An 18,275-nucleotide genomic window follows, 5' to 3' on the forward strand; every position below is an offset into this window, starting at 1 on the left:
CGTCATCAACGGAATTGCGGAATGATTTCCTTGTCGTACCACTCGATCCATTCGAGGCAGGCCTCGAAGGTCGGTAGGCGCGGCGGGCGCACCTGAACGGAGGTTGCTCCGGCCTTCTTGAGCGACTCGACCTCGCGCAGCACGCTGTCGCGGTCGGCGGAGATGTGGGTCTCGCCCTTGTCGATGTGGGCATCGTTGACGTTGTAGGCGGTGGTGGTGCACATGAATTCGAAGGTGTCCTTCTTCGCCTCGAACTCGGGCAGGCTCTTCATGTACTTGATGCACTCGGGCAGATCCTCGGCGGTGACCAGCCATGGGATCCAGCCGTCGCCGAACTTGGCGGCGCGGCGCATCGCCGGTTTGGAGTTGCCGCCGATGAAGATCGGTGGATGCGGTTTCTGCACCGGCTTCGGTTCGAAGACGAAGTCGCCGAACTTGACGAACTCGCCGTCGAATTTCGGCTTGTCGGAAGTCCAGACTTCCTTCAGCGCGGCAATGTATTCATCGGCCATGGCGCCGCGCTTCTCGAACGGCACGTTGAGGCAGTCGAACTCGTGCTGCAGGTGGCCGACGGCCGTACCCAGGGTGAAGCGGCCGCCAGCGATGAATTCCATCGTGGCGATCTGCTTGGCCAGCAGCAGCGGATGGCGGTAGGGCAGCACCAGCACGAAGGTCAGCATGTGGATGCGCTCGGTCGCGCCCATCAGCACCGAAGCGGCGGTGATGCCTTCGACGAAGCGCGTGCCCATGTGCTCGACCATCGCGTTGGGCATGATCACGTGTTCGGGAATGGTCAGCCAATCCCAGGAGAGGCTGTCGGCCTTCTTGGCATAGCGCAGGATCTCCTCGCGGCCGGCGTGGGGTTCCCACGGGGCCATGGCGGGCGGATAGTTGTCCATGCCGCTAGCGGCGAGTGCGAATTTCATCGTCTAGTTCTCCAGTTGAGCAAAGGAAGGTGCAGGCCAAGGCGAAACAAGCCGGAACGCGTCGCAAAGCCTGTCGGACACCCTGCGAAGTTCGTTACTTTACCGTTAGTTGCCGGTCTTTTCCAGATATAAGTCCGCAGAGCGCAGACAAGCGCGGCAAAACCGGCCGGATTTCCATCCGTGCTTGCATGGACGTCTGTCGGCTAGACCTGATCGGCAGGTAAATGCAGTATGATACCCATTCATATATCCATTCATATAACCATTCTTGAACATGCCGACACATGCCGAAGCCGTCCGGCGTCATCTTGCCAATGGACCATTGGCCGCGCGCCAACTGCTTGAAAAACTGGGGGTCAGCCAGCCAACCATGTCGCGTGCGCTGGCTGATCTTGGGGCAGGTCTCGTGCGCTTTGGCGCGGCAAGATCCATTCAATACGCACTGCGCGACACGGCACGCGGCTTGCCCGACATTCCGGTGTATCAGGTGGATGCCGACGGTCGTGTCGGGCGACTGGGCGTGCTGATTCCGCTCAGTCCGGAAGGCTTTCTCATGCGGCGGGAAGATGGCACGCAACGCTACAGCGCCGGGCTGCCCTGGTGGTTGACGGACATGCGGCCGCAAGGTTATCTCGGCCGCGCCTATGCGGCACGGCATGCCGCTGCGCTCGGCTTGCCGCAGCGCCCGACGCAGTGGAGCGATACGCATGCGCTGCGCGCGTTGCTGGCGCACGGCCACGATGCGATCGGCAATCTGCTATTGGGAGAAACGGCGCGCGGGCAGTTCCTCGATGCGCCACTGCCCGTGGCGATTGCCGCAGCGGAGAAGGCGCAAGCCTATGCCGCTCTGGCACGGGAGGCCGCCCGGGGTGAACAGGCAGGGTCATCGGCTGGCGGCGAACAGCCCAAGTTCACTTGTTACACCACCTGCGACGGTGTGCCGGCGCATGCCATCGTGAAGTTCAGCGAAGCGGAAGCCGGGCCGGTCGGCGAGCGTTGGCGAGATCTGTTGCTGGCCGAGCATCTGGCGCTGGAAACTCTGCGCGCCGCCCGGTTGTCGGCCGCCAGGAGCTGCATCATCGATCATGCCGGGCAGCGTTTTCTGGAAGTACTGCGCTTCGATCGCGTTGGCGCGCTGGGGCGGCGTGCGCTGATTTCACTGAGCGCGCTGGATGCCGAGTTCGTCGGTGCCGGCGGCGAACCCTGGCCCGCCGTCGTGCAGCGTTTGCGCGAGGTCGTACCGCTGCAGCCGGACGCCGTATCCAGCGCCGCTCTGCTGTGGGCCTTCGGCAGTCTGATCGGCAACACCGACATGCACGGCGGCAATCTCTCGTTTATTGCGGAGCACGCCTGCCCGTACGCCCTGGCGCCGGCCTACGACATGTCGCCCATGGCTTTCGCCCCGCGCAGCGGCGGTGGCCTGCCCGATACCCTGCCCACCGCCAGAGTGCACGCCAGCGTGGCCGATGCGCTTTGGCACCAGGCCGAACATCTGGCGCGCGATTACCTGCAGCGGCTCAGGCAGACACCCGGTTTCAGCGCCCGCTTCGCGCCGTGCATTGCCGCTCTGGCGCGACACATCGAGCAGGTGTCCATGCAGACTGCGCGTCTTGCGTCTCAATAGATGATCTGCCGCTTCACCAGGTCGTCATAGCGCTCCGCCGACATGCCGAGGATGTGCTTGAAGACGTGCTCGTTGTCCTGGCCGATCATCGGGCCGGGGCGGACCGTGGGTTGGCTGGCGCTGAATTTCACATAGGGGCCGTAGAGGGTTTCCTTGAAGCCCAGCGGATGGGTCACCTCAACGAAGGTCTGGCGTGCCTGGTAGTGCGGGTCACGCAGCAGGTCCGCCACGTTCAGCACCGGCGCGGCGGCCACGCCATGTTTTTGCAGATGGGCGGCGAGTTCGCGGTCGTCGTGCTGGGCGGTCCAGTCGGCCAGCAGCTTGTGCAGGCTGTCGATGGACTTGAGGCGGCCTTCGCGGGTGGCGAATTCGCTGACCTTGAGCCATTCGGGATGTTCCAGGGCGTTGAGCAACTGCTGCCATTCCTCGTCCGTGCGCACCACGATGCTGATCCAGCGGTCGTCGCCCTTGCAGGGGAAGACGCCATGCGGCGCCACGGTGCCGAGCGGATGCTCGTTGCCCTTGGGCGTGCCGCTGCGGCCGTTGAGCTGGTAATCCATATAGGCCGGGCCGACCATCTGCATCACCGCTTCCTGCTGCGAGAAGTCGATGTGCTGGCCCTCGCCGCTGTTGCGCCGGTGATTGAGCGCCGTGATGATGGCAAAGCTGCCGAAGATGCCGGCATAGGGATCGGAATAGGCGTTTTCCATCGGGATCGGGCCTTCGCCCTTGTAGCCCACCATGCTGTCCAGTCCGGTGGTCGAGGTCAGGCTGAGGCCATAGGAGCGCAAGTCCTTCAGCGGCCCGGTGAGGCCGGCGCCGGGCATGGAAAACAGGATGATGTCCTGCTTGAGCTTCTTCAGTTCCGCATAGCCCAGGCCGAGGCGCTCCATGACGCCGGGGCCGAAGTTTTCGACGACGACATCCGACTCGGCGATCAGCTCCTTGACCAGTTGCAGCGCCTCGGGTTCCTTGAGGTTCAGCGACACCGAACCATTGCCCGCCCAGCAGGCATGATTGGACAGGCTGCGGTTGTGATCGGGGATGCCTTCGGCAAACGGCGGCAGGAAGCGGGTGAGATCCACGCGCGCGCGCGACTCGATCTTGTAGACCTCGGCGCCGAGGAAGGCCAGCGTCTGGCCCACCACGGGGCCGGCCCACACCCAGCCAAAATTGACGACGCGGATGCCCTTCAATGGCAATGCATTGCTCATCTGCTTCACCTCTCAGATCACGCCCTGCGTGCGCAGGTGCTCGATGTCACTGGCCGACAGCCCGAGCAGGCCGCCGTAGATGTCTTCATTGTGCTGGCCCAGCAGCGGTGCCGACTCCACCGGCCCGCCCGGACTGGCCGGCAGCTTGAAGGGCGCGCCTAGATTCTTCAGCTTGCCCAGTTCCGGGTGTTCCATGTCGACGAAGTAGTCACGCGCCTTGAGATGCGGCATCTCGGCGGCCTCGGCGACGGTATATACCGCCGTGATGGGGCAGCCGGCGGCCTGGCACTTTTCCTGGATTTCCATCTTGGTGTGTTCCATCGTCCATTCGAGGAGGAAGGAATAGATCACGTCGGCATTCTCGGCGCGCGTTTTCATGTTCTGGAAGATGTCCAGATCGGCCCATTCGGGGTCGCCCATCACCTTGCGCAGGCCGTTCCACTGGCCCGGCTCCAGCGCCAGCATCCAGACGTGGCCGTCCTTGCAGGGCATGATGGTGGCCGGCGCGCCCTGCGGCATGCCCACGCCGGTGCGTTTGTCGAAGACGCCATCCTGGGCATAGCCGCCGATGTTCTGGCCACCGACGAAGGCCGCCGCAATGGCTTCGGCGCAGGAGACATCCACCTGCTGGCCGCCACCCACCACATTGCGCCCATACACGGCCGCCATGCCCCAGGCGGCCGCCGTGATGGCGCCGAAATACTCGGCGGAAAAGGTGCCATGCTCCAGCGGCATCTCGCCCGGCCGGCCGCAGTAGCGCGAGGATGCGCCGGTCAAATGAAAGGCGTTGAGGTCGTAGCCGTTCCATTCGCTGTAGGGGCCGGTCTGGCCGAACGGTGTGATGGAGATCACCACCAGTTGCGGATTGACGGCCTGGAGCGTGGCGTAATCCAGCCCCCAGGCGCGCATCTGCTGCGGCAGGTTGTTCTCGACCAGCACATCGGCCCACGCCAGCAGGCGCAGGAACTGGCGGCGTCCCTCGGCCGTGCCCACATCGCAGGTGATGCCGCGCTTGTTGGTGTTGTTGATGAAGTAGAGGCCGCTTTTTTCCGGGTGCGGCGCATCGCCAGGAAAGGGGCCGGCGCGGCGCGCGGTATCGCCCGAGGGCAGCTCGACCTTGATGACGTCGGCGCCGTAGTCGCTGAACAGCTTGGCGCAGTAGGGAGCGGAAACCATCTGGCCGAATTCGACCACCTTGATGCCCGCCAGCGCGCCGGGCTTGCTTGCTTCAGTCATTGAACCTCCGTGTCAGTTTTTCTCTTCCTGCGCCTGTCGGACTGTCGGATTGCCGCAGGGCGCCGTGCCATCGAACTGCAGCAGGCGCTCGGCGCTCTTCGAGTAATCGCGTACCGAACCATGGATGCGCAAGGCGCGTTCGACGGCGCCCGTATTGTAGGAGTAACAGGCGCCGACGGTCATGCCATCGCTCCTGGCCGGGTAGCGTTCCACCGGCAGATAGACCGAGCGCCGCGCCTGGGCGACGAAATAGCCGCGCTGCAGCAACTGGGCGGCTTCCAGCGCCAAATCGTTAGTCTCGCCGAACTGCGCCGCCGCCCAGGCATAGAAGCCGCGCATCACCGGCCGGCCGGCCAGCTCGGCGGGCGTTTCGATGACGTGATTGCGGATCGTCCAGGCATGGATCGGTTGTCCATCGCAGGTGATGCGTGCTGCCGTCAGGCCGTCCCGTTCATCGGCCACGGCGATGTCGTAATGCCGCTCCTGTCTCGCAGCGCCGGCATGGCTGGCGGCCAGCAGCGCCATGTCGACCAGGTGGGTGCAGTTCGTCGCCTGCGGCAGGCGGGCGCGCAACCCGGCGGCATCCGCCAGCGCCAGTCCGCTGATCTGCTGCACGTTGCTCACCGCTTCCGGACAGGTGGTGAAGGGATGGCGCACCGGCTCGGCCTCGACCGCCGTGATCTGCCGGCCATCGTGGCGCAGGCGCAGCCTGAAGCCGTGGTTGCTGTCTTCCAGCGCCACCGCCACGCAGCCCGGCGTGGCCTGCCAGTGCAGGCGGCGGCGGAAGACACCCGAACCGTAGTTGGTGTTAGGCGTGCCCATGTATCAGCTCTGCACAACCATGTTGTCAGCACGTCATTCCCGCGCAGGCGGGAATCCACGAGCCAGCATCCCTGGATTCCCGCCTGCGCGGGAATGACGGAGGTATGGCGGCAAGAATGACGGAGGTATGGCAAGCATCATCGCGCGATGGCGAATCGCCAGAGCCGTTCCGGTTTAGACGGTGAAGGGGTCGGGAATGGTGCGCGGCAAGTCGCGGTCGAGGATGTCGGCGGCGATCAGCTCTTCCAGATGGCGCGAATCCCACCAGTTGAGCTGCAACTGCTTGGCGCGGCGGTAGTAGAGCTGGATGTCGTAGTCGAGGGTGAAGCCGATCCCGCCATGCACCTGCTGCGCCATGGAAGTCACGTCGCGGAAGGTCTTGCAGGCGAACAGCTTGGCCATCGGCGCCAGGCGCGCCGTATCCTTGCCCACGCTGTGCGCCCAGGCGGCTTCATACACCAGCATGCGCGCGCCATCGACCGTGGTGGTGGCGTCCGACATGTAGTGCGCCAGGGCCTGGAACTGTCCCAGCGGCTTGTCGAACTGCTTGCGATCCTTGGAATATTGCACGGTGATGTCCAGCGCCTGCTGGGCGCCGCCGGCCGCGAAGGCGGCGAGCAGGATGATGCCGTCGTGCATGCAGGCATTCCAGGCCTGCCAGCCCGAGCCGGCCGCGCCGAGGCGATTCGCCGCCGGCACCTTGACGTTGTCGAAGGTCAGGCGGTATTGCGTGTCGGAAGCCATGCTCAACTGCTGGTCGTAGGTCAGGCCGGCGGCAGCGGCATCGACCAGCAGCAGATCGACGTCCTGCTCGCCGTCGCCGGTGCGCACCAGCACGATCAACTGCTGTGCGGCCCTGGCGCAGAAGACGTGGCGCTTGATGCCGTTGAGCACATAGTCGTTGCCTTCCAGCCGGGCGCGCATCTGCACGCCGGCCGCGCCATAGCCGTTGTCCGGCTCCAGCCAGGCGGGGACGACGATGGCTTCGCCGCTGGCGATCTTCGGCAGCAGCGCCTGCTTCTGTTCGGCGCTGCCGGCGCGGGTCAGCGCCAGCGCGGCCATCACGGAGGAGGAGAAGAACGGACCGGGCGTCAGGGTGCGCCCCATTTCCTCGAGAATCACCGCGCAGTCGAGCATGTTGAGCCCCATGCCGCCGAATTCCTCCGGCACCAGGATGCCCAGCAGGCCGGTTTCCTGCATCTGCGCCCACAGTTCGGTGGGCAGGCCGACCGGATCGTCCTCCATCTTGCGCACCACGTCCATGCCGCTGTAGTCGGCGCAGAGGTTGCGGGTCATGTCGCGGAACATGTTCTGTTCGTCGGTAAACTTGAGATCCATCGTTCGCCTCTCGTCAAATAATTCGTTTTTCAGGGTTTCCAGTCGGCGCCACGGCGCTGCCAGGGATTGTCGGATTCGCTCGTTGGCACGGCCACTCGCGCCTGGCATTCGGTGGCCACCTTGTCGCCGACCGAGACGGCCAGTTCCAGATCCAGCCAGCCGCAGCCGGTATCGTCGATGGCTGCCTTGACGACGTGGCCGCTGAAGCGCATTTCGTCGCCGGGAAAGACCGAGCTTTTCATCTTGAACTTCATCCGTCCCAGGCGGCCCTTGGGGCCCGTCCAGTCGGTGATGTAGCGCTCGAACCAGGCCGCGTTGGTCGGCGTGTTGATGAAGATGTCGCGGATGCCGTTGCGATTCACGGCGAAATCCTTGTCATGGTGCATCGGCCGCCAGTCGCGGCTGGCCAGGGCGCCCAGCACCACGGTGGTGGCGGTGACGGCATGGGTCAGCGGCGGCAGTTCCTCGCCTTCCTTGATCTGCCCATGCAGACGGTTGTTGATCGCTGCGCTCATTGGCCGGGCTTCCTGTAACCGAGGCAGGTATAGGTGTCGGTGCCCACCCACTCGCCGCGTTGATTGACGGTCTCGACGTCGATGGTCCAGAAGCGGCCGCGGCCCAGCTTGGTGTCTTTCAATTCACCCACCGAACGCACGATCTGGCGGATGGTCAGCACGTCGCCCATGCGCACCGGCTCGCCGAACACCGTTTCGTTGCTCGCCACCACCGCTTCGGGCAGGTCGAGCAGACGCTTGAGGTCGAAATGGGTCATCAGCGCGGTGCGTTCTCCGGTCGCCCCCGGCGCCCAATGGTGCGGACGGAACCAGACCGACAGCATGGACGGCGGCGCGATTGGCCCGCCGGTCAGTTCCTCGGCCACTGCCGGCTGCCAGTAGAGCGGATTGCCGTTCTGTACCGAGGCGCAACTGGTCAGCACATAGCCCTGCTCGATCGGGAATTCGGTTTGTTCCTCGTATTGCGGCTGGCCGATCAGCGCCTGCACGGCAGGCGGCAGATCGGTGGCCGACGGCGGATATTCGGTTGCCATCCCGTCCTCCTTATTCCACCGCGCCGCTGGTTTTCAGCGCGGCAATCTCGTCAGCCGAGAAACCGGCACGGGCAAACACGGTATCGCTGTCCGTCGTGCCCGGAGCGGCCACCTGATGCTCGGGTTGCTGGCGCTCGCCGCCGGCGAGCACCGGGCCGAGCTGCTCGAAGGCGCCTTTCTCGGGATGACGCGCATTCATGAAGGTCTGGCGCGCGCGCAGGTGTTCGTTGTGCACCACTTCGGCAATCGACAGCACGGGCGCGGTGCAGGTGTCGGCGCCGGCGAGCAGTGCCACCCACTCGTCACGCGTTTTGGTCTTGAAGCGGGCGGCGAAGGCCGCGCGCATTTCTTCCTGCCTGGCGGCGTCGTACTGGCTGCCGCTGAACTGTTCGAGATCAAGCAGGCGGCAGAGATTCTTGAAGAAATGCCCCTCGATGGCACCCACCGAGATGTGCTGGCCGTCGCCGCAGGTATACACGCCATACCAAGCGTACTTGCCGGTGAGCACGGCATTGTTCGGCCGGGTTTCTTCGCCCGTGGCCAGATACTGGTCCAGATACAGCGACATCAGGTTCAGCACGCCGTCGGTGATCGACACGTCGAGATAGGAGCCGCTGCCGGTCTTCTCGGCATTCAGCAGCGCGGCGATGATGGACAGCGCCGCCTGCATGCCGCCGCCGGCGCTGTCGGCCACCGTGGCGCCGGGGATCGCCGGCTTGCCTTCGGCATCCGTGCCGCTGCAGCCGAGGAAGCCGCCGACCGCCAGATAGTTGATGTCGTGTCCCACCCACTGCGCGTAAGGCCCATCCTGGCCGTAGCCGCTGGTCGAGCAATAGACGATCTTCGGATTGACCTTCTTCAGGTCTGCATAGCCCACGCCCAGACGCGCGGCCACGCCGGGGCGGTAGCTTTCGATCACCACATCGACGCTTTTCGCCAGGCGCAGGATGGCCTCACGGCCGGCATCCGACTTGAGATCGACGCGGATCTTCTGCGTGCCGCGGCCGGCGCCGTAGGCATGGAATACCGGCTCGATCTGCTTGGCGCCCTTGGCGGCGACCGGCGCGACCTTGATGATGTTCATGCCGTAATCGGCGAGGATGCGCGAGGCGCGCGCCGCCGGGCCGACGCTGGCCAGGTCGAGGACGTTGTAACCTTTGAGGAATGACATGAGTCGACCTGCTTAAAAGCTGCGCGGCAGGCCGAGCTTGCGCTGGGCGATGATGTTCTTCTGCACTTCCGAAGCGCCGCCGCCGATGGTGTCGATGACGGTGTAGGTGTAGCAGCTCTCGGCGCGGCCTTTCAGCGGCGCGTCCTGCGTGTGCAGGCACAGTTGCGAGCCGGGGCCGGCGATGTCCATGGTGGCATCGGCCAGACGGCGGGAGAGTTCGGTGGCGTAGAGCTTGTATTCGGAAGCCTCGTTGGACGGCGTCTTGTCGCTGTGCAGCGCCGCATCGACGAACTGCACGCCGAGCACGCGCGCCACTTCGCATTCGGTGGCCAACTGGGCAATCTTCTGGCGGATCACCGGATCGTCCTTGAGCGCCTTGCCGTCCTTTTTGCCGTTCTTCACGTGGTCGGCCAGCAACTCCATGCGGCCGCGGATCGGCGAGAAAGTGAACATCGTGAAGCGCTCGATGTCCAGCGCCTCGGCGATGTACTGGAAGCCCTTGTTGAGTTCGCCGACGCGGTAGTCGTCATGGACGAAGACGTTGTCGAAGAACACCGCGTTGGTGCGCTCCTTGCCCATGGTGTACATCGGGTGGATGGTCAGCCCCGGGTCGTCCATGCGGATCAGGAACAGGGTGATGCCGTGGTGCTTCTTGGCATCCGGATCGGTGCGCGCGCCGACCCAGTACCAGTCGGCGAAGTGGGCCGAGGTGGTGAACACCTTCTGGCCGTTCAACACCCAGCCGTCGCCCTTGCGCTCGGCCTTCAGACGCATGGCGGCGGCGTCCGAGCCGGCTTCGGGTTCGGAATAGCCGACGGCGAATTCGATTTCGGCGTTGAGGATCTTCGGCAGGAATTCCTGCTTGAGCTTCTCCGAGCCGACCTTGATCAGGGTCTTGCCGATGATGCCCACGCCCTTGCCGATCTGCGGCGCGCCGACCGAGGAGAGTTTCTCGTTGAGCAGGAATTCGTAGAAGCCCGCGCCATCCTGGCCGCCGTACTGCTTCGGCCAGGTGATGCCCAGCCAGCCCTTTTTGGCCATCTTCGCGGTGAACTCGCGGCGCTCCGGCGTATCGCAGACCTGCGCCATGTTCTCGCGCGTCACGTCCATGTACTTGACGTCGTTGTTCTCCTTGAAAAACGCATCGACCTCGCGCAGAAACGCCTGCTCTTCCTGGGAAAATTCAAAATCCATCGCTCGACTCCATGTATGTAGGGCTGTGGTAATGGCGATTAACGGGTGCGGGTGGCGGGCACCCAGGGTTGGGGATACCCGGGCCAGCGTTTCATTGTAGTGAGAGAACGCGCCCCGTGTCTCGTCCGGGGGCTTCGCAAGTGGCCTAATTGGATTCTGAAATGTCCACGGCGCCGGCCTGCCCGCGTCGCGGCGTCATTGGTCACTGGTCATCGGCCACTGTGCTGCCGCCCGCGCTCAGGCCGGCACGCCGACGATCACGCTCGATGCCTTGAAGATCGCGCTTGCCGTCTGGCCGACCGCCAGGGCCAGCGCGTGGCAGCTTTCGTTGGTGATGACTGCGGCAATCGATCCGCCGGCCGGTAGTTCGATGATCACTTCGCTGTTCACCGCGCCGATCTGCAGGCGCGAGATGCGGCCGCTGATGCGGTTGCGCGCCGAGAATCCCGCCTTCTGCTCATCGGTGACGACGATGATGGAAGACGCCTTGACGAGGGCGAAGGCTTCGCTGCCGAGGCGCAGATCGAGGCTGTCGCGGCTGGCGTGGGTGAGGATGGCGGTCAGCGTCAGGCCGCCGGGTATGGCCAGTTCGATTTCATCATTGATGCTGCCGGGCCGGATCGCCGTGACCTGGCCGAGAAACTGGTTGCGCGCGCTGGTCTTCATGTTCATCCTGCGGATCAGCAGGAAATCATGGGTGATGCCTTCGGCCTGCCGGCTGAGTTGCTCGATGAACTGGCGGTGCTCGCGTTCGATGATCCTGAAATTGGCGACGAGCCGTTCGCCGCGCTGCGTCAGGCGGGTGCCGCCGCCGCCCTTGCCGCCGGTGAGGCGTTCGACCAGCGGTTCGCCGGCCAGATTGTTCATCGCATCGATGGCGTCCCAGGCGGCCTTGTAGCTCATCTTGATGGATTTGGCGGCCTGGCTGATCGAGCCGTATTCGGCGATGCGCGCGAGCAGATCGACGCGTCCGGCGCCGCCGAAATTCTCGCCGGCCATGGTCAGCCAGATCGAGCCGTGCACGGCGAGATCCTGGCCTTCCTTGTGCTTTGCGCTTGCTTTTCTCATGCTGTGCTTTCCGTATCACCCGAAAGGGAAAGGGGACAAGCATAGCCTGTTTTCGTTGGTATCCCACAGCGGGGGCGGCTGACTCGCACCGTCATGTACCGTCGCGCAAAAGAAAAAGGCCACTGCCCGATCGGACAGTGGCCAAATAGACCCACTCAGGGGAGATGCGGGTTCAGCGGGGTCGTCGATGGCCGCCGTGCGTGTCGCGGCCCATCGGCGATTCCTCAATCGGCGATTTTCTTGACCTCGATGTTTTGCAGCCATTTGACATGGCGCGGGCCGGTGCGGGTGTCCTTGGACGAGACCATGGCGATGCGGCCGTCCGTGTCGCCCAGCGGCTTGCCGTTTTTCTCGAAGAACACCATGACACCCTCGCCCAGCGGCGAGTTGAAGATCTCGTTCCAGGAGAACACCGCCTTGTAGCCGTCGCTGGCGGTGGCGACGATGGCCAGTTTCTTCACGTCGTTGTGGCCCGGGGCGACGATTTCGGCCTTGTTGAGTATGTCGATGAGACGCACGCCCTTGAAATTCTCCAGCTTGCCCCGGTCGGCGCCGCTCTGGCAGACCAGCGGTACTTCGCCGACCTGCTGCGGCGGGAAGCGGCGCAGCGCATCGGGATCGAGCGTCAGCGGGTTCTTCACGACGCCGGTGACGGTGATCTGCTCGGTGACGAACAGGCGCGAAATGTCGGGAATCTCGCCGGTGGTGTTCAGCACCCAGCGCGCCAGCTTGCGCGCGTCGGCAGGCGAGACGTGGTTGGCCGGCATGAAGGGCAGGCTGGCCTTGCCGGCCTGCATCCAGCCCAGGCCGTCCGGCCCGGTGCCTTCGATGATGTGCTTGGCCAGCAGGGCTTCGGCATCCGCCTTGTTGCCGGCATATTTCGCCGCGACGTCCTGGTACGCGGGGCCGTTGCCCTTGCCCGCGCCACGGTGGCAGGCAAGACAGCCGCTCTTCTGGGCGAGTACCGCCGTCGCTGCGGCTTCGTCGCCGCCCGCCGTGGCGGCGTGATGGCCCGCCGCCACGGCGTTGCCGCCCAGCAGCACGAGGGTGGCGGCAGCAGCAGCGGTAAACGACAGGCTCAGGGTGGTTCGCAATGTCTTCATGTCATGCTCCGAAAGGTTTGAATCAGGATCAGGCGACTCCAGGCAGCGTCATTTCCGCGCCTGGATCGTGCCCGGATAGCGTCATCCCCGCGCAGGCGGGGATGACGGATCAGGATGGAGACGCCGTATCAAAGGGTTTCAAAGGGTCTCAAGGGCTCGCCGAGCGCTCAGAACGTATAGACGCCGTTGGCGAACCACATGCGGCCGGGCTGCGGGAAGCCGCTGGAGAACTCGTAGTTCTTGTCGCCGGCATTGTTGACGCCGGCTTCCAGGGTCAGATCCTTCATCGGCCGGTAGGCGACCTTCAGGTTCAGCGTGGTGTAGGCGCCCAGCTCAACCGTATCCGAGACCCAGCGCTTGCTGTTGTTTTCGACGAAGGCGATGAAGTCGAGGTTTTCGGCCGGACGATAGCGTGCATGCACGGTCGCCTTGCGCTTGGGTACGTCGTAGACCTTGGCGCCGCTGCGGCTGTTGGGATTGCTGATGATCTTGGGCTCCGTGTGGGTGTAGTTGCCGCCCAGTTCGAGCTGGGCCGAGACCTGGCCGCGCAAGCCCAATTCGATGCCGCTGTAGCGCACTTCGCCGACGTTGCGCCGCTGGCAGACGTTGCCTACCGGATCCGGTACCGTCGGCGCGGTGCAGTTTTTGCTGGGATCGGGATACCAGTCCTGGATCTTGTTATCGACGGTGCTGTGGAAGATCGCGGCTTCGGCCTTGGCGTTTTGCCACGGCGTGCCCTGGTAGCCGATTTCGTAGTTAACCGACTTTTCCGGCTGCAGGTTGGGGTTCTCGATGTATCTGCCTTGAGCTCCGTTGTAGCGATCCTGCAGCGAGGGCAGGCGCGTCTTCTTCGAGGCGGTGGCGTACAGGCGGGTCGACGACGACCAGTCGTGGAACAGGCCGGCCTGGAAATCGTTGGCCGATTGGCTGCCCGGCAGCGTCAGCGTCAGATTGTCGGACTTGTAGATCTTGTTCGGCTTCAGTTCGTGATGGCTGGCACCCAGGGAGAGCAGCAGGTCGGAACGGATCTGATAGTTGTTCTCGAGAGCGTACGAGACCAGCGTGTCCTCCATGCGGTCATAGCGGGGCGGGATGTATGAGTAGTCGTTCTTGTCGTGGATGTCCTTCTTGTAGAAGGCGAACAGGCGCAGGGTGTTGTCCTTGATGCGCGTCGATTCCAGTTCCACCGAGCCGCCGTAGGTCTTGTCGTTGTAGATGCTGGAGCCGGTGCCGTTGATCGTGGTGAACGTCGCGTTCGTGTACATGTCGATCGCGTTGTCGAAAGTGTCGTGGTAGAGCTTGAACTTCAGCGTCTCGTTTGCACCCAGCGCCGTGCGCGTGGTGAGGTAAACGCTTTCCTTGTTCCAGTAAGGCCAGCGCCAGGTCTGGCCGGTGCCGGCGGTGCTGGTGGGTTGCCCTTTTTCGCCTTCCTGCTTGAGGTAGCTGATCGCGTACTCGTCGGTGGCATTCGGCGTCAGGCCGAACTTGAGCGAGACCTTGCTGTCCTTGCGATAGGAGTTGTTGCGCTCGCCGCCATCCTCGTACAGCGCCGCGCCCGGTTTCGGCACGAAGCTGGAGGACATGCGGAACCAGTCGCTTTCCAGGTACGAGACGCCGCCCTGGATGTACCACAGGCCTTGGTTGCTGCCGACATTCACCGACGCCTTGCGTTCGTTGCCCTCGCCGAAGCCGAGCTGGACGTTGCCTTCGAGCTGCTTCACCGGCTTGCGCGTGACCAGGTTGATCGCGCCGGCCATGGTGTTGGGGCCGTAGGCCACCGAGGTGAAGCCCTTGGCGACCTGGATCGCGGCCAGATCGGCGGTGGTGAAGCGGTTCATGTCCACCGCGCCGTCGAACGGGATATAGACGGGAATGCCGTCGATGAACAGGCCGACCTTGCTCGTCTCGAAGCCGCGGATCGAAACGCGCCGCTCGTTCTTCTGGCCGTGGGAGAGGGTGATGCCGGAAAGCAGGTTCAGTGCGTCGGCAATGTTCTCACGGTTGAATTGCTGGATTTCCTCGCTGGTGACGACCGAGGCGACCTGGTCTTCGGAGATGCCGCCGGATTGCGGCGCCGTCGCGCTCACGACGACCGTGCCCAGCGTGAAGACCGAACCCGACGGGGGGGCGCTCGTTTGCGCCAGAACGCTGCCGGAAGCCAGCGCCGATGCCATGGCAAGGGCGATCAGGGTCGGCCGGGTGTTGGGGAGGGGGTGTGCTTGTGGTTTCATCAATATCTTCCTGGTCGAAATATTAGAGTTGATATAACGAGAGTGTCGAAAATGAAAGGGCTTTACTTTTACCCGCCCCTGAACATGCTGATGTATCAATGGTTTTCAGGAACTGGAGGCGCCGGGAGACAAAGGCGCCGAGTTTGCAGCGGCGCAATATATATTAATGTATATCGCGTGGCAAGCCCCGAATGCCGGGACAGGGCTGATGCGCTCATGCGCGGCCAGGATCGACGATAATGGCGCCCTTGCGATTCCTGTTGCCACTTTCCATGCCTGTTCCCGATGTTTCCGATGTTTCAGTCACGCCGCCCGCAGTCGCGGCGATCGCTGCCGCGCTCGATGCCCGCGCTGGCCTGGCGTGCCGTTTCGATATCGACGTTCTGGCCGAGTGCGATTCCAGCAACAGCCGGTTGATGGCGCGGGCCGAGGCGGGCGCGCCCAGTGGCACGGTGATCGTTGCCGAGCGGCAGACGGCCGGACGTGGCCGGCGGGGCCGCCACTGGACGTCGGCGCCCGGCGACAGCCTGACTTTTTCGCTGCTTTGGCGCTTCCCGCCGGATACCGCGCTGGATGGCCTGTCGCTGGCCGTGGGCGTGGCGCTGGCGCGCGCGCTGGAGGATTTGGGCATCGAGGGTATCCGCCTGAAATGGCCCAACGACGTGCTGCTGCATGGGCGCAAGCTGGCCGGCATCCTCATCGAGCTGGTTTCACCGCCGCGCGCCGCGCAGGGTCCGGCGGCGATCATCGGCGTCGGCCTCAATCTGCGTTTGCCGGCCGATCTGCCTGCCGATGTTCGCGCGGGCGCGGCAGCGCTGGCGGAGGTGACGCCCGCGTTGCCGGATGCGAACCAGTTGCTGGCCGCTCTGCTCGCCGCGCTGCATGCGCAGCTCGAGCCGTTCGCCACGGCGGGGTTCGCGGCGTTGCGCGGCGCCTGGCAGCAGCGCCATGCCTGCGCGGATCTTTCCGTGTGCCTGAGCGATGATTTCAATCCGCCGCGCGTGGGCATCTGCCGCGGCGTCGACGCGGATGGCGCCCTGCTGCTGGAAACCCCGGACGGCCTGCAGCGCATCGTCAGCGGCGAGGTTTCCCTGAGGCCGCAGGCATGAGCGATCGCATGCTGCTGTGCCTGGACTGCGGCAATACCCGCCTCAAGTGGGGCACGTACGATCCGGCGCGGCGCTGCTGGCTGGCGCAGGGCGCGTTGCTGCTGACGGAGATCGGCCGCCTGCCGGCGGAGGTGCGCGCCTCGCCGGGTTACAGCACGCCGGCGGGCATCGTTGGCTGCATCGTCGCCAATCACGAGGCGCGCGCGGCCATCGAACTGGGCGCCGATGCGCTCGGTGCGCCGCTGCGCTGGAACGAAAGCCAGGCCGCGCAATGCGGCGTGACGAACGGTTATGAAGAACCCGCCCAGCTCGGCGCCGACCGCTGGGCGGCGCTGATCGGCGCGCGTCACCTGCAGCCGCAGGCGCCCTGTCTGGTGGTGACGGCGGGCACGGCGACGACCATCGACCGCCTCGATGCCGATGGCAGTTTCCGCGGCGGCCTGATCCTGCCGGGCGTCGATCTGATGCGCACCGCGCTCGCCCACCACACTGCGCGGCTGCCGCTGGCGCAGGGGGACTTCCAGGAATTGCCGTGCAATACGCGGGCGGCGATCGCCAGCGGTTGCCTGCAGGCCACGGCCGGCGCGATCGAACGCATGTTCCGGCCGATCGCCGCCGATCCGGCGGCGATCTGTCTGCTGTCGGGCGGGGCGGCCGGGCACTTTGCCGGGCTGCTGGACATTCCGCTGCGCCACGTCGAAAATCTCGTGCTCGAAGGTCTGGCGCAGATCGCCGTGGCCGTGGCTGTGACCGATTCGACTGCCTGAAATCTGTCTTTGCACTTCACTTTTTTGCACTTACCACTCACATCAGGAGCTGGGCTGAATGGAAAACATCCGGATACAACTCGACGCCTCGGAAATCCCGACCCACTGGTACAACGTCGTGGCCGACATGCCCAAGCCGCCGGCGCCGCCGCTGGGGCCGGATGGACAGCCGGTGGCGGCGGAGAAGATGCTGGAAATCTTCCCGCCCAACCTGCTCGAACAGGAGATGTCCGCCGAGCGCTGGATCGCCATTCCGGAGGAAGTGCGCGAAATCTATCGCCTCTGGCGTCCGGCGCCGCTGTGCCGGGCGACCCGGCTGGAGCAGGCGCTGGGCACGCCGGCGAAGATCTATTACAAGTACGAAGGCGGCTCGCCGGCCGGCTCGCACAAGCCGAACACCGCCATTCCGCAGGCCTGGTATAACCGCCAGGCCGGCATCAAGCGCCTGAGCACCGAAACCGGCGCCGGCCAGTGGGGTTCGTCGATCGCCCTGGCCGGGCAGATGTTCGGCATGGAAGTGCGCGTGTATATGGTCAAGGTCAGCTATGAGCAGAAAGCCGCCCGCCGCTCGCTGATGCGCACCTGGGGCGCCGAGGTGTTCGCCAGTCCGACCTCGCAAACCCAGGCCGGACGCGACATTCTCGCCAAGGATCCCTTCAGCCCCGGTTCGCTGGGCATCGCCATCGCCGAGGCGGTGGAGGAAGCCGCCTCGCGCAAGGACACCAATTACGTGCTCGGCTCGGTGCTCAACCACGTCATCCTGCACCAGACGGTGATCGGCCTGGAAGCGAAGAAGCAGTTCGAGAAGATCGGCGAGTATCCGGACATGATCTTCGCGCCCTGCGGCGGCGGCTCCAACTTCGGCGGCATCGCCTTTCCCTTTCTTGCCGACAAGGCGGCCGGCAGGAACATTCGCCTGGTGGCCGTCGAGCCGAGTTCCTGCCCGACGCTCACGCGCGGCCACTATGCCTACGACTACGGCGATTCCTCCGGCTATACGCCGCTGATGCTGATGTACACCCTGGGCCATGATTTCGTGCCGCCGGGCATCCATGCCGGCGGGCTGCGCTATCACGGCGATTCGCCGCTGGTTTCGCAGCTTTATCACGAAGGTCTGATCGAAGCCGTGGCGGTGAATCAGCTCGCCACCTTCGAGGCCGGCGTGCAGTTCGCCCGCACCGAAGGCATCGTGCCGGCGCCGGAATCCTGTCATGGCATCCGCGCGGTCATCGACGAGGCGCTGCGCTGCAAGGAGACGGGCGAAGCGAAGACGCTGCTGTTCTGCCTGTCCGGCCATGGCCATTTCGACATGACCTCCTACGACCGTTATTTCGCCGGCGAGCTGGAAGACTACGCCTATCCGGCGGAAGCGATCGAGGCCGCGCTGCAGCATCTGCCCAAGGTTGGCTGAGGCCCGGGAGGCG

Annotated in this window: 16 protein-coding genes; 4 read left to right on the forward strand and 12 right to left on the reverse strand. The window is 64.7% G+C overall.

Annotated features, from left to right (window positions below):
• Positions 1–5: 5 nt before the first annotated feature.
• Positions 6–926, reverse strand: a complete 921-nt coding sequence (locus SDENCHOL_RS03260) for a TIGR03619 family F420-dependent LLM class oxidoreductase (RefSeq protein WP_154716037.1) — start codon at positions 924–926, stop codon at positions 6–8.
• A gap of 274 nt (positions 927–1,200) precedes the next feature.
• Here SDENCHOL_RS03260 and yjjJ point away from each other — a divergent pair, with 274 nt between their 5' ends.
• Entirely contained in the window at positions 1,201–2,550 is a 1,350-nt protein-coding gene (gene yjjJ / locus SDENCHOL_RS03265) for a type II toxin-antitoxin system HipA family toxin YjjJ (RefSeq protein WP_154716038.1), read from the forward strand.
• On the opposite strand, the gene SDENCHOL_RS03270 is transcribed toward yjjJ, so the two are convergent.
• From SDENCHOL_RS03270 to SDENCHOL_RS03320, 11 genes are all read right to left on the reverse strand, one after another.
• On the reverse strand, positions 2,544–3,764 hold the full coding sequence (locus SDENCHOL_RS03270) for a CaiB/BaiF CoA transferase family protein (RefSeq protein WP_154716039.1): 1,221 nt from the start codon (positions 3,762–3,764) through the stop codon (positions 2,544–2,546). The two genes, yjjJ and SDENCHOL_RS03270, sit on opposite strands and share 7 nt — an antisense overlap.
• 12 nt (positions 3,765–3,776) lie before the next feature.
• The gene (locus SDENCHOL_RS03275) at positions 3,777–5,000 is read right to left on the reverse strand and encodes a CaiB/BaiF CoA transferase family protein (RefSeq protein ID WP_154716040.1); all 1,224 of its coding nucleotides are present in this window, start codon (positions 4,998–5,000) and stop codon (positions 3,777–3,779) included.
• A 12-nt stretch (positions 5,001–5,012) separates the two neighbouring features.
• Positions 5,013–5,822, reverse strand: a complete 810-nt coding sequence (locus SDENCHOL_RS03280) for a DUF2889 domain-containing protein (RefSeq protein ID WP_154716041.1) — start codon at positions 5,820–5,822, stop codon at positions 5,013–5,015.
• 174 nt (positions 5,823–5,996) lie between these two features.
• On the reverse strand, positions 5,997–7,160 hold the full coding sequence (locus tag SDENCHOL_RS03285; protein WP_154716042.1) for an acyl-CoA dehydrogenase family protein: 1,164 nt from the start codon (positions 7,158–7,160) through the stop codon (positions 5,997–5,999).
• A gap of 29 nt (positions 7,161–7,189) precedes the next feature.
• Positions 7,190–7,675, reverse strand: coding sequence for a MaoC/PaaZ C-terminal domain-containing protein (locus tag SDENCHOL_RS03290; protein ID WP_154716043.1), 486 nt, complete (start codon positions 7,673–7,675; stop codon positions 7,190–7,192).
• Positions 7,672–8,208: an FAS1-like dehydratase domain-containing protein gene (locus SDENCHOL_RS03295; RefSeq protein ID WP_154716044.1), complete on the reverse strand. Its 537-nt coding sequence runs from the start codon at positions 8,206–8,208 to the stop codon at positions 7,672–7,674. The genes SDENCHOL_RS03290 and SDENCHOL_RS03295 overlap by 4 nt, the downstream gene beginning before the upstream one ends.
• 10 nt (positions 8,209–8,218) lie before the next feature.
• Positions 8,219–9,379: a CaiB/BaiF CoA transferase family protein gene (locus SDENCHOL_RS03300; protein WP_154716045.1), complete on the reverse strand. Its 1,161-nt coding sequence runs from the start codon at positions 9,377–9,379 to the stop codon at positions 8,219–8,221.
• Between the two features lie 12 nt (positions 9,380–9,391).
• The gene (locus tag SDENCHOL_RS03305) at positions 9,392–10,573 is read right to left on the reverse strand and encodes an acyl-CoA dehydrogenase family protein (protein ID WP_154716046.1); all 1,182 of its coding nucleotides are present in this window, start codon (positions 10,571–10,573) and stop codon (positions 9,392–9,394) included.
• Between the two features lie 237 nt (positions 10,574–10,810).
• Positions 10,811–11,641, reverse strand: coding sequence for a TOBE domain-containing protein (locus SDENCHOL_RS03310; protein ID WP_154716047.1), 831 nt, complete (start codon positions 11,639–11,641; stop codon positions 10,811–10,813).
• A gap of 224 nt (positions 11,642–11,865) precedes the next feature.
• Positions 11,866–12,744, reverse strand: a complete 879-nt coding sequence (locus tag SDENCHOL_RS14290; protein ID WP_197706828.1) for a molybdopterin-dependent oxidoreductase — start codon at positions 12,742–12,744, stop codon at positions 11,866–11,868.
• 167 nt (positions 12,745–12,911) lie between these two features.
• Complete coding sequence (locus SDENCHOL_RS03320; RefSeq protein WP_154716048.1) at positions 12,912–14,975, reverse strand: TonB-dependent receptor plug domain-containing protein; 2,064 nt, start codon at positions 14,973–14,975, stop codon at positions 12,912–12,914.
• Positions 14,976–15,247: 272 nt separating this feature from the next.
• On the opposite strand from SDENCHOL_RS03320, the gene SDENCHOL_RS03325 reads away from it, so the two are divergent.
• From SDENCHOL_RS03325 to SDENCHOL_RS03335, 3 genes are read left to right on the forward strand one after another with little or no spacing between them, the layout of a single operon-like run.
• Complete coding sequence (locus tag SDENCHOL_RS03325) at positions 15,248–16,084, forward strand: biotin--[acetyl-CoA-carboxylase] ligase (RefSeq protein WP_197706829.1); 837 nt, start codon at positions 15,248–15,250, stop codon at positions 16,082–16,084.
• A complete protein-coding gene (locus SDENCHOL_RS03330; RefSeq protein WP_197706830.1) occupies positions 16,081–16,851 on the forward strand; it encodes a type III pantothenate kinase in 771 nt (256 codons plus the stop codon). The genes SDENCHOL_RS03325 and SDENCHOL_RS03330 overlap by 4 nt, the downstream gene beginning before the upstream one ends.
• Before the next feature lie 58 nt (positions 16,852–16,909).
• Entirely contained in the window at positions 16,910–18,262 is a 1,353-nt protein-coding gene (locus SDENCHOL_RS03335; protein WP_154716050.1) for a TrpB-like pyridoxal phosphate-dependent enzyme, read from the forward strand.
• Positions 18,263–18,275: the final 13 nt, after the last annotated feature.

It is taken from the genome of Sterolibacterium denitrificans (assembly GCF_900174485.1).
GTDB lineage: Bacteria > Pseudomonadota > Gammaproteobacteria > Burkholderiales > Rhodocyclaceae > Sterolibacterium > Sterolibacterium denitrificans.

What these genes read in the sequence shown, in the direction of transcription:
- yjjJ (WP_154716038.1), top strand. Translation starts at nt 1,201, where the DNA reads ATGCCGACACATGCCGAAGCCGTCCGGCGTCATCTTGCCAATGGACCA.
- SDENCHOL_RS03310 (WP_154716047.1), bottom strand. Translation starts at nt 11,641, where the DNA reads ATGAGAAAAGCAAGCGCAAAGCACAAGGAAGGCCAGGATCTCGCCGTG.
- SDENCHOL_RS03305 (WP_154716046.1), bottom strand. Translation starts at nt 10,573, where the DNA reads ATGGATTTTGAATTTTCCCAGGAAGAGCAGGCGTTTCTGCGCGAGGTC.
- SDENCHOL_RS03275 (WP_154716040.1), bottom strand. Translation starts at nt 5,000, where the DNA reads ATGACTGAAGCAAGCAAGCCCGGCGCGCTGGCGGGCATCAAGGTGGTC.
- SDENCHOL_RS03300 (WP_154716045.1), bottom strand. Translation starts at nt 9,379, where the DNA reads ATGTCATTCCTCAAAGGTTACAACGTCCTCGACCTGGCCAGCGTCGGC.
- SDENCHOL_RS03285 (WP_154716042.1), bottom strand. Translation starts at nt 7,160, where the DNA reads ATGGATCTCAAGTTTACCGACGAACAGAACATGTTCCGCGACATGACC.
- SDENCHOL_RS03270 (WP_154716039.1), bottom strand. Translation starts at nt 3,764, where the DNA reads ATGAGCAATGCATTGCCATTGAAGGGCATCCGCGTCGTCAATTTTGGC.
- SDENCHOL_RS03280 (WP_154716041.1), bottom strand. Translation starts at nt 5,822, where the DNA reads ATGGGCACGCCTAACACCAACTACGGTTCGGGTGTCTTCCGCCGCCGC.
- SDENCHOL_RS14290 (WP_197706828.1), bottom strand. Translation starts at nt 12,744, where the DNA reads ATGAAGACATTGCGAACCACCCTGAGCCTGTCGTTTACCGCTGCTGCT.
- SDENCHOL_RS03330 (WP_197706830.1), top strand. Translation starts at nt 16,081, where the DNA reads ATGAGCGATCGCATGCTGCTGTGCCTGGACTGCGGCAATACCCGCCTC.
- SDENCHOL_RS03320 (WP_154716048.1), bottom strand. Translation starts at nt 14,975, where the DNA reads ATGAAACCACAAGCACACCCCCTCCCCAACACCCGGCCGACCCTGATC.
- SDENCHOL_RS03290 (WP_154716043.1), bottom strand. Translation starts at nt 7,675, where the DNA reads ATGAGCGCAGCGATCAACAACCGTCTGCATGGGCAGATCAAGGAAGGC.
- SDENCHOL_RS03260 (WP_154716037.1), bottom strand. Translation starts at nt 926, where the DNA reads ATGAAATTCGCACTCGCCGCTAGCGGCATGGACAACTATCCGCCCGCC.
- SDENCHOL_RS03325 (WP_197706829.1), top strand. Translation starts at nt 15,248, where the DNA reads ATGCCTGTTCCCGATGTTTCCGATGTTTCAGTCACGCCGCCCGCAGTC.
- SDENCHOL_RS03295 (WP_154716044.1), bottom strand. Translation starts at nt 8,208, where the DNA reads ATGGCAACCGAATATCCGCCGTCGGCCACCGATCTGCCGCCTGCCGTG.
- SDENCHOL_RS03335 (WP_154716050.1), top strand. Translation starts at nt 16,910, where the DNA reads ATGGAAAACATCCGGATACAACTCGACGCCTCGGAAATCCCGACCCAC.